This window comes from Sphingomonas sp. IC-56 (genome assembly GCF_021043375.1).
GTDB lineage: Bacteria > Pseudomonadota > Alphaproteobacteria > Sphingomonadales > Sphingomonadaceae > Sphingomonas.
Window position 1 is genome coordinate 101,616 of sequence record NZ_JAJNDV010000010.1, and the last position, 13,720, is coordinate 115,335.

General features: G+C 67.6%; 17 protein-coding genes. 5 read left to right on the forward strand and 12 right to left on the reverse strand.

The window, feature by feature from the left end:
• Positions 1-51 precede the first annotated feature (51 nt).
• The 7 genes from LQ953_RS13755 to LQ953_RS13785 all read right to left on the reverse strand — a co-directional run bounded on the left by LQ953_RS13755 (position 52) and on the right by LQ953_RS13785 (position 5,567).
• Entirely contained in the window at positions 52-1,089 is a 1,038-nt protein-coding gene (locus tag LQ953_RS13755; RefSeq protein WP_231031480.1) for a hypothetical protein, read from the reverse strand.
• Entirely contained in the window at positions 1,086-1,337 is a 252-nt protein-coding gene (locus LQ953_RS13760) for a hypothetical protein (protein ID WP_231031481.1), read from the reverse strand. The genes LQ953_RS13755 and LQ953_RS13760 overlap by 4 nt, the downstream gene beginning before the upstream one ends.
• A gap of 180 nt (positions 1,338-1,517) precedes the next feature.
• The gene (locus LQ953_RS13765; RefSeq protein WP_231031482.1) at positions 1,518-2,123 is read right to left on the reverse strand and encodes a hypothetical protein; all 606 of its coding nucleotides are present in this window, start codon (positions 2,121-2,123) and stop codon (positions 1,518-1,520) included.
• Positions 2,124-2,274: 151 nt separating this feature from the next.
• Positions 2,275-2,898, reverse strand: a complete 624-nt coding sequence (locus LQ953_RS13770; RefSeq protein ID WP_231031483.1) for a response regulator transcription factor — start codon at positions 2,896-2,898, stop codon at positions 2,275-2,277.
• 143 nt (positions 2,899-3,041) lie between these two features.
• Positions 3,042-3,932, reverse strand: a complete 891-nt coding sequence (locus LQ953_RS13775; RefSeq protein ID WP_231031484.1) for a general secretion pathway protein GspK — start codon at positions 3,930-3,932, stop codon at positions 3,042-3,044.
• Entirely contained in the window at positions 3,929-4,489 is a 561-nt protein-coding gene (locus LQ953_RS13780; protein ID WP_231031485.1) for a prepilin-type N-terminal cleavage/methylation domain-containing protein, read from the reverse strand. Before LQ953_RS13780 ends, LQ953_RS13775 begins: the two co-directional genes overlap by 4 nt.
• A gap of 7 nt (positions 4,490-4,496) precedes the next feature.
• A complete protein-coding gene (locus LQ953_RS13785; protein ID WP_231031486.1) occupies positions 4,497-5,567 on the reverse strand; it encodes an ABC transporter substrate-binding protein in 1,071 nt (356 codons plus the stop codon).
• Between LQ953_RS13785 and LQ953_RS13790 the strand changes: the two genes are divergently transcribed.
• A complete protein-coding gene (locus LQ953_RS13790; RefSeq protein ID WP_231031487.1) occupies positions 5,561-6,256 on the forward strand; it encodes a hypothetical protein in 696 nt (231 codons plus the stop codon). The two genes, LQ953_RS13785 and LQ953_RS13790, sit on opposite strands and share 7 nt — an antisense overlap.
• A 7-nt stretch (positions 6,257-6,263) precedes the next feature.
• Here the strand turns inward: LQ953_RS13790 and LQ953_RS13795 are convergent, their stop codons facing one another.
• The 5 genes from LQ953_RS13795 to gspL form a co-directional block, all read right to left on the reverse strand.
• Positions 6,264-6,989, reverse strand: coding sequence for a Crp/Fnr family transcriptional regulator (locus LQ953_RS13795; RefSeq protein WP_231031510.1), 726 nt, complete (start codon positions 6,987-6,989; stop codon positions 6,264-6,266).
• Between the two features lie 123 nt (positions 6,990-7,112).
• Positions 7,113-8,339 (reverse strand): type II secretion system inner membrane protein GspF, encoded by a 1,227-nt coding sequence (gene gspF, locus LQ953_RS13800; RefSeq protein ID WP_231031488.1) that lies wholly within the window; start codon positions 8,337-8,339, stop codon positions 7,113-7,115.
• A gap of 152 nt (positions 8,340-8,491) precedes the next feature.
• On the reverse strand, positions 8,492-9,970 hold the full coding sequence (locus LQ953_RS13805; protein ID WP_231031511.1) for a GspE/PulE family protein: 1,479 nt from the start codon (positions 9,968-9,970) through the stop codon (positions 8,492-8,494).
• Between the two features lie 11 nt (positions 9,971-9,981).
• On the reverse strand, positions 9,982-10,479 hold the full coding sequence (gspM, locus tag LQ953_RS13810) for a type II secretion system protein GspM (protein WP_231031489.1): 498 nt from the start codon (positions 10,477-10,479) through the stop codon (positions 9,982-9,984).
• Positions 10,476-11,585 (reverse strand): type II secretion system protein GspL, encoded by a 1,110-nt coding sequence (gene gspL, locus LQ953_RS13815; protein WP_231031490.1) that lies wholly within the window; start codon positions 11,583-11,585, stop codon positions 10,476-10,478. Before gspL ends, gspM begins: the two co-directional genes overlap by 4 nt.
• Positions 11,586-11,630: 45 nt before the next feature.
• On the opposite strand from gspL, the gene gspG reads away from it, so the two are divergent.
• The 4 genes from gspG to LQ953_RS13835 are packed head-to-tail and all read left to right on the forward strand — an operon-like array spanning position 11,631 to position 13,720.
• Positions 11,631-12,101 (forward strand): type II secretion system major pseudopilin GspG, encoded by a 471-nt coding sequence (gene gspG, locus LQ953_RS13820; RefSeq protein ID WP_231031491.1) that lies wholly within the window; start codon positions 11,631-11,633, stop codon positions 12,099-12,101.
• Positions 12,102-12,105: 4 nt separating this feature from the next.
• The gene (locus LQ953_RS13825) at positions 12,106-12,585 is read left to right on the forward strand and encodes a prepilin-type N-terminal cleavage/methylation domain-containing protein (RefSeq protein WP_231031492.1); all 480 of its coding nucleotides are present in this window, start codon (positions 12,106-12,108) and stop codon (positions 12,583-12,585) included.
• Positions 12,582-12,932 (forward strand): type II secretion system minor pseudopilin GspI, encoded by a 351-nt coding sequence (gene gspI, locus LQ953_RS13830; RefSeq protein WP_231031493.1) that lies wholly within the window; start codon positions 12,582-12,584, stop codon positions 12,930-12,932. Before LQ953_RS13825 ends, gspI begins: the two co-directional genes overlap by 4 nt.
• A complete protein-coding gene (locus LQ953_RS13835; RefSeq protein ID WP_231031494.1) occupies positions 12,929-13,720 on the forward strand; it encodes a type II secretion system protein N in 792 nt (263 codons plus the stop codon). Before gspI ends, LQ953_RS13835 begins: the two co-directional genes overlap by 4 nt.

A 13,720-nucleotide genomic window follows, 5' to 3' on the forward strand; every position in this document is an offset into this window, starting at 1 on the left:
GGCTAACTTCCAGCCACAAGCGACTATACCCGAGGATATAGAAAGCCGCGCTTACAGCCCCGCGCAGTTCGTCGCCGTCGAACTGATGACGATTGGCGTGAAGGTGATGCTGATGATGTCGCCATAGTCCGGCGCGGGGGTCTTGGCCGAACCGCCCTCCTTCAGCGTCGCACGCAGCGGCAGCGTCCCAGCCTCCCCTCCCACGCCCGCGCGGGCACAGGTTCGGGTGCCGAACGCAGCATTGGACGTGACCTCCTGGCCCAGGAAGCGCGCGCTGTAGCGAATGGTCTGCGCCGGGTCGGCTAGGTTCGCGCCGGGAAAGGCAAGGCGGAAATCATTCTGCGAGCGCACGCGTACTTCGAACGGGCCGGAGCTGCGGACGCGTAACGAGTTGGCCGCGGACGTGGTATATCGATCGGGCGCGGCCAACACCGTACTGGTGGTCGCCTCCCCGATCTCGCCGAAATCGAGCACCGACCCGGCATAATAGGCCTGAAGCGCGCTCACCGTGTTGACGTTGATCCGCACCGCGCCGGTTTCGCGCGTCGGGATCGGTACGCTCAGCATGCCGCCATCGCCCGAGCAGATATAAAGCATGTCCAGAACGATCGGCTCGCCGGCCGACAAATCGGTACCTGGCGGAACGGTGATGCGCAGGTTCAGCGGCGAAGATAGGTCAGTGGCGAAAAGCCCGCCAAAGTCATAGCGGATCTCCCCCGCCGCACCCGCACCATTGTCCCGCGCGGTAAGTGCGCGCGGGCGCCCGGCGGTGGAGCCTTCCGGATACAGAACCCTGAAGCCATTATAAGTTACGCTCAGCGGCGGCGTTCCGCTTGGCGCGACCAGCACCAGGCTCACTTCGTCGGTACGTCCGGTCAACAGCCCCCGGTTTCGCCGGAGCACCAGCGGAATGGTGACGTCGGACAGTCCGGCGGCCGAGAACGGATCATAGCTGATGCTGGCGGGCGTCGTGGCGCTGGCGCTCACGCCGCAAAAGGCCGAGATCTGAGTCTGCGCCGCCGCCGGCGAAGCAAGACCTGCCGCCGCGATCAGGATCGGCAGTGCGAAAGCAATTCGTCCACCCGTCATACTCGGGGGGATATGACGATCTCCATGGCGGTGCGAGCCGATTGTTGCGGCAGCCCCGCCTGTGCGACGAAATTCGCCGGGATCCTCTGCGTCACCAGCGTGCCATCGCCGTTCAGCGCGCGCAGATGCGATTCCGTGCGTGGCGTGGACTGGTTGCAGATCGCATGCGGGGCCAGCCCGGAGCCGTGCCCGTCGGGCTGAATGGACGCGTTCGAAACCCAGCATCGCGGCGCGACATAACCGTACACCTGGACGCTCTGGGACGTCTGCGCCTGGGCCGGGCTGACGGCAATCGCACTCGCGCACGGGAGTGCTGTCCAAAGGACTTTGGACAAGAGGCGACGACGAGGTTCCGTTACCCGCTTCATAACGGGAGTTGTACACCACGGCGCGTGAATAGTTCATGGGATTAGATACTTATCGTCAACTTAAGGAGACACGCTAACCGTGATTGTCAGCGTGTCGGCATAACGGCCCGCCACCAAAGGCGCGGCTCCGGCGTAGCTTGGTGCGCTTACCCGCAGATACGACCCGTTGACCTTCGTGGATGCGGCACCCAGCCGGAGCCCGGCGGTGTTGCTCGCCGCGCCCGCAAAGCTGCAATCGCCGCCCGAAGACAGCCCCGCCGCGTCGCACGTTGCGGACGCCGTGGTGCCGTTGTCCGCGATCATGCGCAGCGCGACCTGATACGGAGCCTTGGTGCCATAGCCAGTGGCGCCCGGAGCCGCCGTCGCCATGCCGCCATTTGCAGAAGCGACCGCGATGCGCGACGCCGCCGTGCAATTAAGCTGGATCGCGAAATCCTTGGAGAAACCGGTCTGGTCGAAATCCGCCTGATCGATGCTGCCGTTGGGAGCACCGCCCGTGGCAAAGCCGCAGCGGCTGCGCACCGAAGCGCGGACTTCCACCCCCACGTCGATGCTGTTGGTGCCTCCCTGCCCCGCTGCATAGGCCGTCACCTGGGCGCGCGCAGGCTGGCTGATGGCGAGAACCGCCACCAAGATCGCCAGCATCTGCACCAGAACTCGCCGCATCGTCCGCCCATCACGAGGCGACACGATGCCGCCGGATGATGGTGAGATGGCCGAAGCCGCGCGTGTTAACTATTCAACCGCTGGCGAGAAGCAGGCTTACCAACGGCCGAAAAGGCCTATGCCTTTCGATATAGGATCAGTCTTCGCGGCCTTAGTCTTCGCGGCCCTGGGCGAGCAGGATCAGCTCGGTGCGGCTGCGCACGCCGAGCTTCTCGAACACCTTGTGCAGATGGACCTTCACCGTACCCTCGGTCAGGCCCAGTTCCCCGGCGATCTCCTTGTTGCGCAGGCCGCGCTGGACCAACGACGCCACCGCGCGTTCGCGCCCGCTCAGCGCCTCCAGCGGGTCGCGCGGCGTGTCTGGCGACATCGCCAGGTCCATGGCGCGCTGCATCACTTCCTGGTCCAGCCAGCGCCGGCCCTGCGCCACGCTTTCCAGACAGGTCAGCAGGTCGCGCGGGGCAGTCGACTTGATGACGATGCCGTTGACGCCCAGCTGCATCGCTTCCTTGGACAGCTGATCGTTGATGCCGCCCGTCAGCAGGATAACCGGGCGATTGTCACCACGATTGCGAAGGGTACGCAGCACGTCCAGCCCGGTCCGTTCGGGCATGCCATTGTCCAGGATGAGCATGTCGGGCCGGTGCTTGGCCAGCGCATCGAGCGCGGCCACGCCGGTGTTCACCGCCGCGACCACTTCGAAGTTGGTCCGGTCGAGTAGGACTTCGATCCCCGCGAGGGTGAGCGGATCGTCCTCCGCCAACAGTACCTTCATATTTTTCAACGCTTACGCTGCACTTACAAGCCGGACGCATACCACCGCCGTCAGCCCAGCGTCCACCCTTCGGGAGGATCGCGGAACGTTGCACTCAAGCTTCGGCCGGCTGATCTGACGCGAAGCCTTCGCAATAAGATGGCCTATTGCGAAGCGTTAGCACCCACGGAAGGAAGAGGCGGCGCCTCCGGAGGCACCGCGCTATTGCGCCAGCGCTCGACCGCTACGGCCTCTACGACACCCTCAACCGTGCGCCGGCGCTGGACCAGCGTGGCACCCTGCTGGCTGGTACCGCCGATCGTCGCCCGCGTTCGTACCCAGAAGGTGTTCGAGCGGAAACTCGCCCCCCACGGCATGGTGACATTCTGATCGGTCAGGTCCTTGAGCGTGAGGAAACCCTGCCGCTGGCGCACCGCGACGAGCCGCGCCGCCACCACTGGATCGCGGAACAGAATGCGCAGCATCTCCTCATCCGCAGCGTTGAGGTTCAGCGAGGTTTCGCCGGGTAGCGCCGTGACCAGCCGCTCCATTCGCGCGGCGATCTTCGGATCGATCCCCGCCATCCGCAGCGGCCGCAAATCGGTCACAGGCCCGCGCAGCCGCACGAACGCGATCGCCGCCACCATCTGCTCTTCGGTCAACCCGACTTCCCGCGCGATGGTCTGGAACAGGATCAGCGACGCCGCATCGCCGCGCCGCACCGCGTTGATGTTGTAGCGCCCTTCCGCATCGGCGATCGCCAGGTCGAAGGTGCCACCCTCGATGGGCGCGCCCGCCTCCGACAGTCTGGCCCAGGGCTCGCCGATGTGGTCCACCTCGGGCGAAAGCTGCGCATCACGGCGGAGCGCCACCAGCGCCGACAGTTCGCCGCCCCGCACGATGGCCAGCGCTCGCGACGCCTCTCGCATGCGCAAGCCGCGATCCAGCGCTACTTCTTCGCGGCTGATCATCAACAGCACCAGCCCGCTGGCAATTGCGACGAACATCAGCACGTTGACCAGGATCAGTCCGGCTTCGCCCTCCTGCCGCCTCATGGCTGCTCCGTTTCCTGCGCACGCGCCGGAAGCGCGATGACGCGCCGCACCGGGGAAGCCATGCCGCCGGGTCCGGCGACCTGCATCTCCAGCGCGATCGCGCGGGGCCAGCGCGCCTTGCCTTCCGCGCTCACCGGCCAGCGATCCACCCAGACGCCATCCCAGAACCGCCAGCGCGCACCTGACACCCCGCCCAACACCCGCTGCGGCATCGGACCCAGGCTACGCACCAACACTCCTCCCGTCATCGCGTAGCGGAGGGGAACCGCCGGCCCGCCCATGCCCGGCGCTGCTCGAGTAAAGGACAAGGTGGCCCCGCCGCCGCTAATGTCGCCGCCCGCCAGCTGGTCAAGATCGCTCGACACGACAAACAACGCGCGCTGCAAGTCAGCCAGCCGGTCCAGCCGCGTTTCGGTGCGCCCCTGCACCTTGATGATCCCATCTACCAGCGCCAGCCCGGCGACTGCGATCAGCGCGAACAGCCCCAGCGAAATCATCAGCTCGATCAGCGTGAAGCCCGCGTCCCCACCGCGCGCTTGCTCAACCGCGGCGCGCATGACGCAATCAGGCGCCGGAGCTGGCGGCGACGGGTTCATAGCCCTGGGGCCGCGCCACCAGGATCGCGAAGTCGCGCGCTACCGATCCGTCCGTCCGGAAGCGCACCGGTCCGGTCACGCAACGGAAGCCCTTGCTGTCCAGCAATCCCTCGGGGCCAAGCGTGCCAGCGTTGCGCATCGCGTTGGCGATCCCTGCCGCATCATAGGCCAGCGCCGCAATCGTCCCTGGTTCGCCGCCATTGCGAGCACTGAAGGCGCTGGCAAAGGTGCCGAACGATTGCGGGTCGGGGCTGGCGATCCAGGCGTCCTGCAATGCTTCCAAGGCCTCGGGCCGGTGATCGAGCCCCTGCAGCGTCGCGAGCGGTTGGATGCCGCTGCCCTTCAAGTTGCGTGCGGCCGCGAGTACCGCTTCGCCGCTTCCCGGCAGCAGCACCGCGTCGGGTGCATCGCCCGGCGTCGGCAGCGGCTGGCCGGCGCGGATCTCTAGCACGCGCACCCGCATGCCGAGTTCCCCCTCCAACTTCCCAGCCGCCAGCGCCGACGCCGCGCTCCACGCGCTGCCATCGTCGATCACCGCGACCGACTTCACCCCGCGTGAGCGGGCGTACCGCAGGACCGCGCCGGTGACCTGACCGGCGGTAATGCCAAAGATATAGGTGCCCGGCGCGCGCAGCACCGAGTCGTTGCTGAACGCGATGATCGGCACCCGACCTGCCACCGTGCTGGATACCGCCGGCACTTCCTCGGCGCTTAGCGGCCCCAGGATCAGCGCAGGCTTGCGCTTCAGCGCGTCCGCCGCCGCCGCCGCCGCGCCTGCCGCCGTGCCGCCGGTGTCGAAGCTCTGCACGAAGCTGCCGTTTTCCGCGAGCAACGCCGCCTGACGCATGCTAAGGCCCAGCCGCGCTCGCGCTCCGGTGAGCGGCACCAGCAGGGCGATGGGGCGCTTGTCCTTTTTCGCGGCTGCTTGCGCGTAAGAGGGAAGCACGACCGATGCCGCTGATGCGACCAGGCCTGATTGCAGCAACCTCAGCAGGGATCGCCGATCGGTTACCGGTTCCGGATACGGGGCGTGTGGCACGTCGGCCTATTATCGTGTTCGCGGCGCTTGGCATAGCCGCCTATGCACTTGCGATGCTCGCCACGATGCCGGCCAGCGTGGCGCTGAAGAACCGCCCCTGGCGCACCGGCGTGGCGGGCACCGTGTGGAACGGCGAAGTGGGCGTGGCCGGAGGGTCCAAGTTCGAATGGCAGATGGCGCCGCTCCGCTCGCTCACCTCGCTGGGCTTCGCCGCCGATTGGAAGGCGACCGGCCCCGACACCGATCTGGGCGGGCGCATGCTGGTTCACCTCGGCGGGCGCACCGTGCTCGACAAGGTCAGCGGCACCGCCGACGGACGCCTGCTCCAGGCGCTTCAGCCGAACCTCCCCTTTACCTGCGACCTCACGCTGCAGGTCGACATGGATCGGATCGCCACTGGCGGCGGCAGCCAGATGCTGGCGGGCAAGGCCGCAAGCGATCCCGGCAGTTGCCGATCCAAGAGCGGGAGTGCCGCGCCCTCTCCGCTCCCGCCGTTGCTGCTCACGGCCGAGCCGATCGGCGGCCGCACCACCATCCGCATCGTGCCCGCCACGCAGCGCCGGCAGGTGCTGGTTCAGGTTGAATTGTCGGAAAGCGGCACGCTGGACCTTTCGGTCACACCGGAGGGGGCGGCGATGATGCCGTTCCTGGGGATCCCTCCGGGCGCGCGCATTCAGGGCGCGCTCTGACGCGGGGCTAAGCGCTGCCCTTGGGCAACCAGTCGGGTTCCGTCACGAATGGCGGCACCGTGCAGGGACACAGGGCCCGCAGCGCCGCGACGTCGCAGAAAGTGATGCGCCCGCGCCTGCGCTCGATCAGCCCTTCACGTTGCAGACGGGTTAGGGTGCGGCTGGCGTGAACGGGAGTCATGCCCAGCAGGTCGGCGATCTGCTCCTGCTTGAGCGGAGAGTCGAAACCATCCTCGTCGGCCATATCCGCAGCTCGCAGCCGGGCGTGGAGGTCAAGTAGAAACCAGGCCATCCGTTCCATCGCGGAGCCCTGACCCAGGATCGCCTTTTCGTACATCAGTGCCACGCGCTCTTTCTGCACGCTCAGCAGAAAGGTTGCGGCGAAGCGCGGCGATTTGTCGATCAACTGGCCGAGCACGCGGTGGGGTACATGGGCAATCGACACTTCGGTAAAGGCCTCAAGCGTCTCTGCCGCGGCGCTGAGACTCATGCTGGGCGAGCCCAGCACGTCGCCGGGCAAGTGGATCTTCATGAACTGCCGGCGACCATCGGCCAGACTCATCGACGAGCCGACCCAGCCTTCGGCAAGAAAATAGACGCAGGTGGCGGGATCGCCCTGCTTGCGGATCTTGGCGCCCGCCGGGTAGCGCACCTGCTCGCTGGCCCAATTCTCCAGCAGGTCAGCACTGCCGGCACACAGCGTGGCAAACTCTTCCAGCCGATGCAGCGACATCTTCGGCAACGGTAATCCCTTCCCTCCCGCTAGCTCAGCGCTGCTAATACATCGCCCAGCCAAGGCGAAAGAGGCATTTCACCAGGAGGGGAAAGCCAAACTTTAGAAAAGTTTAGGCCGAGGTCAAAGTCCGACCAAGTTGTTGAGATTGATAATCGGTAGCAGAATGGCAAGGACCATCATCAGCACCAACCCGCCCATGACCAGCAGCACCAGGGGCTCGACCAGCGACACCAACGTCGACACCAGCGCATCGAGTTCGCGTTCGAGCTCATCCGAAGCACGGCCGAGCGCGGGTGCCAGACGCCCGCTCGACTCTCCCGACGCGACGATGGCGACCAGCATGGTCGGGAAGACCTGCGCCTCTTGCATTGCGGCGCGCAGGCTGATCCCCTCCCGCACCCGCGTGGCGACACCGAACGCCTTGGCTCGCACCCAGTGATTGGGCGTGACCGCAGCAGCGGCGTGGAGCGCTTCGACCAGCGGCACCGCGCTCCCGACCAGCGTCGCCAAGCTTCCGGCGAACCGGGCGGCGTTCAACTGGCGGCTGAAGCGGCGGAACGGACGATGCTCTGAAAAGAAGCGGTGCACTCGCAACTTGTTGGCGGGAACGCGCCCCCAGCGCAGGAAGGCGAAGATGCCGACCGCCAGCGCCAGCAGGAAGTACAGCCCGAACTGCTGGATGAACCAGCTGATCGCGATCAGCGCGCGGGTAAGCAGCGGCAGTTCCGCGCCGCGCGACACGAACACCTTCACGATGTCGGGCACGACATAGACCATCAGCAGCACCATCATGCCGACCGACACCAGCGCGAGCAGCGCCGGATAGAGCAAGGCGAGTTGAAGCTTTTGGCCATTGGCCTGGCGGTTCTCGACGAACTCGGCGAGGTGGTTGAGGACATCGGGCAGCCGCCCCGACGCTTCACCGGCCGCGACTGACGCGCGGTAGAATTCGGGAAACGCCTTGGGATGCTGGGAAAGCGCCGCGGCAAAGCTGCGCCCGTCCAGGATGGCGCTGCGGACATCGACCATCAGCGAGTTGATCGCCGGCTGCTCGGATTGCGTGGCGACGAGGCGCAGCGCCTCTTCAACCGGTATGTCGGACCCAACCAACGTCGCGATCTGGCGCGTGGCGGTGGCGAGTGCGCGGGGCGAAACGCGGTTGCGGCTCAGGCCCGGGATCTGGATCGTGCCGGGCCTGGCGCTACGGTCGGAGGCGGCTTCCACCGAAAGCGGCAGCAGCGCCTGCTCGCGAAGCGCCGCGCGCGCGGCAGCGGGGGACGACGCCTCAATGATCCCGCGCTTGTTGCGGCCCGCGCGGTCGGCGGCGCGGTAGGCGTAGGCCGGCATCTAAAATCCTCCCCGGCACGGGGAGGGGGACCGCGCCCACAGGGCGTGGTGGAGGGGGGCCTGCCACCAAGCGAACCCTCTGCGGCGCGCCCCCTCCACCATGCTTCGCTTGGTCCCCCTCCCCGTTCCGGGGAGGAATGCAAGGTACGCCCTCACGCCTCGTCCCTGACCACGCGGGCGACTTCGTCCACGGTGGTGATCCCGGCGCGCAGCTTCGCGACGCCGTCGTCGAGCAGGCTGGGGTTGTCCACCCGGGCATAGGCCTCGATCTCTGCTTCGGACGCGCCGTCGTGGATCAGCTTCTGGAAACGGTCGTCCACCGCGATGACTTCGTACAGCCCGGCGCGGCCGCGATAGCCGTCACCATGGCACTGATCGCAGCCTTCGGCGCGCCAGAGCGGGGTGCCCGGAGCGATCGCGCCGCCGAGCAGCACGGCGTCCGCTTGCGTCGCGATATCCTCGCGCCGGCAGGTCGGGCACAGCTTGCGCACCAGCCGCTGCGCCGCCAAGCCCACCACCATCGGCGCGAGCAGGTAGCGCTCCACGCCCATGTCGATCAGGCGCGTCACCGATCCCACCGCGCTGTTGGTGTGCAGCGTGGAAAGCACGAAGTGACCGGTCATCGCCGATCGCACCGCCACCTGCGCGGTTTCATGATCGCGTATCTCGCCGACCATGATCACGTCCGGGTCCTGGCGCAGGATCGCGCGGAGCCCGCGCGCGAAAGTCATGTCCGTGCGCGGATTGACCTGGGTCTGGGCGACGCCGGCTAGCTCATACTCGATCGGGTCCTCGACCGTCATCACGTTGCGCTTGCGGTCGTTGAGGCGGGTGAGCGCGGTGTAGAGCGTGGTGGTCTTGCCCGAACCAGTCGGACCGGTGACGAGCAGGATGCCGTGGGGGCGCTCCAACAGGCGGCCGAACACCTCCCGATCGCGTTCGCTCATGCCCAGCCCGCCAAGGTCGAGCCGCAGTGATCCCTTCTCCAGCAAACGCAGCACCACGCGCTCGCCATGCTGCGTGGGAATAGTGGAAACACGCGCGTCAACGTCATGGCCGCCGATGCGCAGCGTCACGCGCCCGTCCTGCGGCACGCGGCGCTCGGCGATGTCGAGCTTCGCCATTACCTTGATACGGCTGACCAGCAGCGGCGCAAGCGCGCGTGGCGGCTCGATCATGTCGCGCAGCACGCCATCGACGCGGAAGCGCACGACCAGCCGCTTTTCCTGCGTCTCGATATGGACGTCCGACGCGCCTTCCTTGACCGCTTCGAGCAGCAGCGCGTTGATCAGGCGGATCACCGGCGCGTCGTCGCGGGTGTCGAGAAGGTCGTCGACGGAGGCGGCGCTGTCGGCCAGCGCCGCCAGATCCATGTCGCCCAGATCGAAATCGGCCGCGGCCCCTGCCCGCTCGCTGAAGGTCTGGCTGAGCGCGGTGTCAAACACCTCGTCACTTACCGCCACATAGCTGGCGCCCGGCGCGATCCGCTGAACCTCCAGCAGGCCATCAAGTCCGGCGCCCGCGCGGTGGACGCATTCCACCCCCGCCGTTCCTTGGCGCAGCAGCACGCCGTGCTTACGCGCAAAGCTGTATGGTACGGTCAGCGGCGCGGGCGCGTCCTCGATCACCATCAAGGTCTCGCTCACCCGACGAACTCCACGGTCGCGGACACGCGTCCAGCAGCAGGCCGGCGCTGGATCGACAGCCCGCGCACCCGCAGGTCGCTGGTGGCACTCAAATCCGCCAGCCATGCCATCAGCGAATCGTAGCTCGCATCCGCCACGATTACCCGCACACCGCCAGGCACCACCTGCGGCCCAACCGCCAGCCCGAAGCCGGACGCCGACGCACTCACCACCTGCGCCGGGGGGCCCTGCCTGCGCTGTGTCCGCGTCGTGGTCAGCGTGCCCGCCGCGCGGATGCGCGCGCTCAGCGTCTCATAGGTGCGGATGTCGGCCACGGCCTCGGCCCGCGCCGATTGCAGCGGCTTCACCACGCCATAGATCAGCACCACGCCTGCCAGCAGCAGCCCGAGGATGCTCAGCAGCACGCGCTCGCGCCGGCTCAGCCCACCCCACCAGTTATCCAAGCGGATCAGTGCCGCATCGAGCGTCGGCAGGTAGGTCACGATGACTCTCATGCCGCCCTCGCCGTGATGCGGATCGCGCCATCGGGCGATTGCGTGACCTGCCCAGACACCCTCGCTGCGCGCAGCGCCGCGTCGATACGGCCGACCAGCCCGGCATCGCTTCCTTCGACATCCATGGTGAGCGTGTTCGCCTGAAAACCAATGCCGCGCACCGTCAGCCCGCCCGCGACGGGCCCCAGCGCACCCGACACCCGGGTGAGCAGCGGCAGGAACAGGTCAGGGGCAGCCGCCGACCCGCTTGGCAAAAGGTCGGCAAGGCTCGCGGCGAAGTCACCGCTCAGGTTCACGCCCGGCGCGGCCAGCGCTGCAACGGTGCGGGTCTCTTCCGCGCGTCTGTCGGCGATCGCGCGCAGCATCAGCGTATCGGCGGCTGCGATGACGATATGCGCCGCTGCGCCCACCGCCGCGATCCAGCCGAGCCGGCGCCAAAGGTTCGGCAAGGCGGGCCGCCGGCGGGCAAAAAGACCCTGGCGAAGGTCGAGTGCCGGATTGATGAGGCGGGTCGCCAGCGGCTGCGGCGCGATCTCCCCTTCGGCAAGCAGCATGTCGTCTGGCAAGGTCGCGCCATAAGCGACCACAGGCGGCTTCCCCGCCGCGTCCCAGGCGGAACGAAGAAGCGGCGCTGAAATTGCAAAGCCCGCCCCATCGGGCGTTCGCACCACCGCGCGCTCGTTGCCAAGGTCGACGGCCCACTGCCCCTCGCTCGGCCGCGGCAGCGCAAGCGCGTCGGGGACCATCGCCGCGTGCCCCAGGCCCGCTTCTTCCGCGACATCCACCCAGGCGGCCATCACCGCATGCCGTACCACCGCCACCAGATAGCGCTTGGGCGCGATCTCGGCACCCAGCGCCACGTGCAGTGAGTCGATCGGCTCGGCGATCTGGTCCTCGATCGCAAAGGGCAACGCTTCCAACCGCTTGGCGCGTGTAGAAAGCGGCAGGTCGACGGCAAGCAGCCGCACCTGCTCGGTCGGCACGAGGACGGTTGCGGGCCCACCCGGCTCGGCTATGATCAGCCGGCCACCCGCGAGCGTCCAAACGCCTGCCGCGGGGGCGTCCGTCTGGTCGGGTACACCAATGGGTCGGGCAGCTTGTGTCACATTTGCTTCATGGGAAGGACGCATGGGGCGGGGATGCGCATAGAATTGAAACAGTTTAGTGACATCGCACCACCGGAGCCGTCGCGCAAGCGCCGTGCCGTGCCCAATGGCGAAGCCGGCCTGACCCTGATCGAGATGCTGATCGTGCTGGTGATCATCGCCGTCGTGGCGGGGCTGATCACCATGAACGTGATCGGGCGTCCAGACGAAGCAAAGGCGACCACGACCAAGGGCAACATCTCCTCCATCGAAGGCGCGCTCAAGATGTATCGCCTCGACAATGGTGATTACCCCAGCACCGAACAGGGGCTGAAGGCGCTGGTGGAAAAACCGACCGCGCCGCCGGTGCCGAGCAACTGGGCACAGGGCGGCTATCTGTCCGCCCCACCACTCGATGGCTGGGGTCAACCCTACGTCTATAGCTCGCAGGGCGGCAGCTTCACGATCCGGTCGCTCGGCAAGGATGCGAAGCCCGGCGGCCAGGGCGTCGACGCGGATATCGAGGGCAAGGGCTGATCCCATGCGGGGGGGGGTCAGCATTGGCAAAGGGCATGCCGAAGCGGGCATGACCCTGATCGAGATGCTGATCGTGCTGGTCATCATCGGCGTCGCCGCGGGCGCGGTGACGCTGGGCATCGGCGCGGCGACACGTGCGCCTACGGTGGAAACCGAAGCGCGCCGCCTGGCCATGCGGCTCCAGGCCGCCGCCGACGACGCGATGCTGGGCGACCGCATGATCGCCTTCACGGCCGAGAAGCATGGCTATGGCTTCGCTACGATCGGCCCGGATGGTAGGATGATCGCGCGCACCGACGATGCGTTGGCCTTTCACCGCCTGCCCGACGGCATCGTCGTGACACTGAGCGCCAAGCCGCCTGTGATGCTGGGCGTCGATGGCGCGGGACGGCCGCTCTCGGCAACGATCGAGCGCGGTGACCAGCGCTGGCGAGTCTCCTATGACGGCCTGACCGCCAGCGCCGCGCCGGCACCGCGCGCATGAACGAAGACGGCTTTTCGCTGATCGAGGCGCTGGTCGCACTGGCGGTGCTCGCCATCGCCACGGTCGGCCTGATGCGCACGGTGGAATCACACATCGATTCGACGCGCGGGCTCGAACGCCGCAGCGCAGCCATGTGGGTTGCGGAGAACCGGCTGGCCGAACTGGAGGCCGGCATAACCGGCACTGGTGAGCAGGTGCCGATGCTGGGGCAACAGTGGCGCGTGGCGGTGGAACGCCGCCGCACCGATGATCCGGAGATCCAGCGGGTCCGCATCAACGTCTTCGCGCTGAACGAGCGCTCGGCGCTTGCATCGCTCGACGGCTTCGTGGACGGTCGCGGCCGATGAACCCCGCCTTCACCCTTACGCCGCGACAGGCACGCACGCTGCTCGACGTGCTTACCGGCGCGGTGGTGGTATCGGTCGCCTTTGCGCTGGCCGGGCTGACCTGGCGGATCGCCGGCCATGCCAGCACCGGCGCGATCACGGTGCCTTCGGGGCGCAGCGCCCCTGCCGTCGCGCCGGACGTCGCCGCGGCCCTGGCGCTGGCGCCGTTCGGCAAGGCCTCGGCCACGGAAGCCGCCCAGGCAACGACTATGCCGTTGGAACTGAAGGGCGTTGTCGCAGCGGTTCCGGCGTCACTGTCGACGGCGTTCATCGCCGTGAGCGGCCAGCCGGCCACTGCCTTCCATGTCGGCGAGGCGGTGAACGGGGCGACCATCCAGGCGATCCTACGCGACCGGGTGATCCTTTCGGCCGGCGGACGCAGCGAGTTCCTCGCCTTTCCCGATCCCACGCTGACGCCCGCACAGCGCCAGGCCGCCGCCGCACAGGGTCCTCAGCCCGGTGCCGCAGCGCCAGGCGGCACCACCGCCCCCGCAGCACCGCCTGCCGCTGGAACGGCTGCATTGTTGCAGCGCTTCGACGCGAGCCCGGTGAATGGCGGCTATCGCATCGGCGACAATGGCCCGCCCGGCATGGTCGCTGGCGACGTCATCCAGTCGGTCAACGGCACCTCTCTGTCCGACCAGACCGCCGCTCAAGCCGCCTTTGCCGCTGCCCAATCCAGCGGCTCCGCCCAGATCCAGATCCTTCGCGATGGTAAGCGCCTCACGCTCACCGTTCCGCTGCGTTAA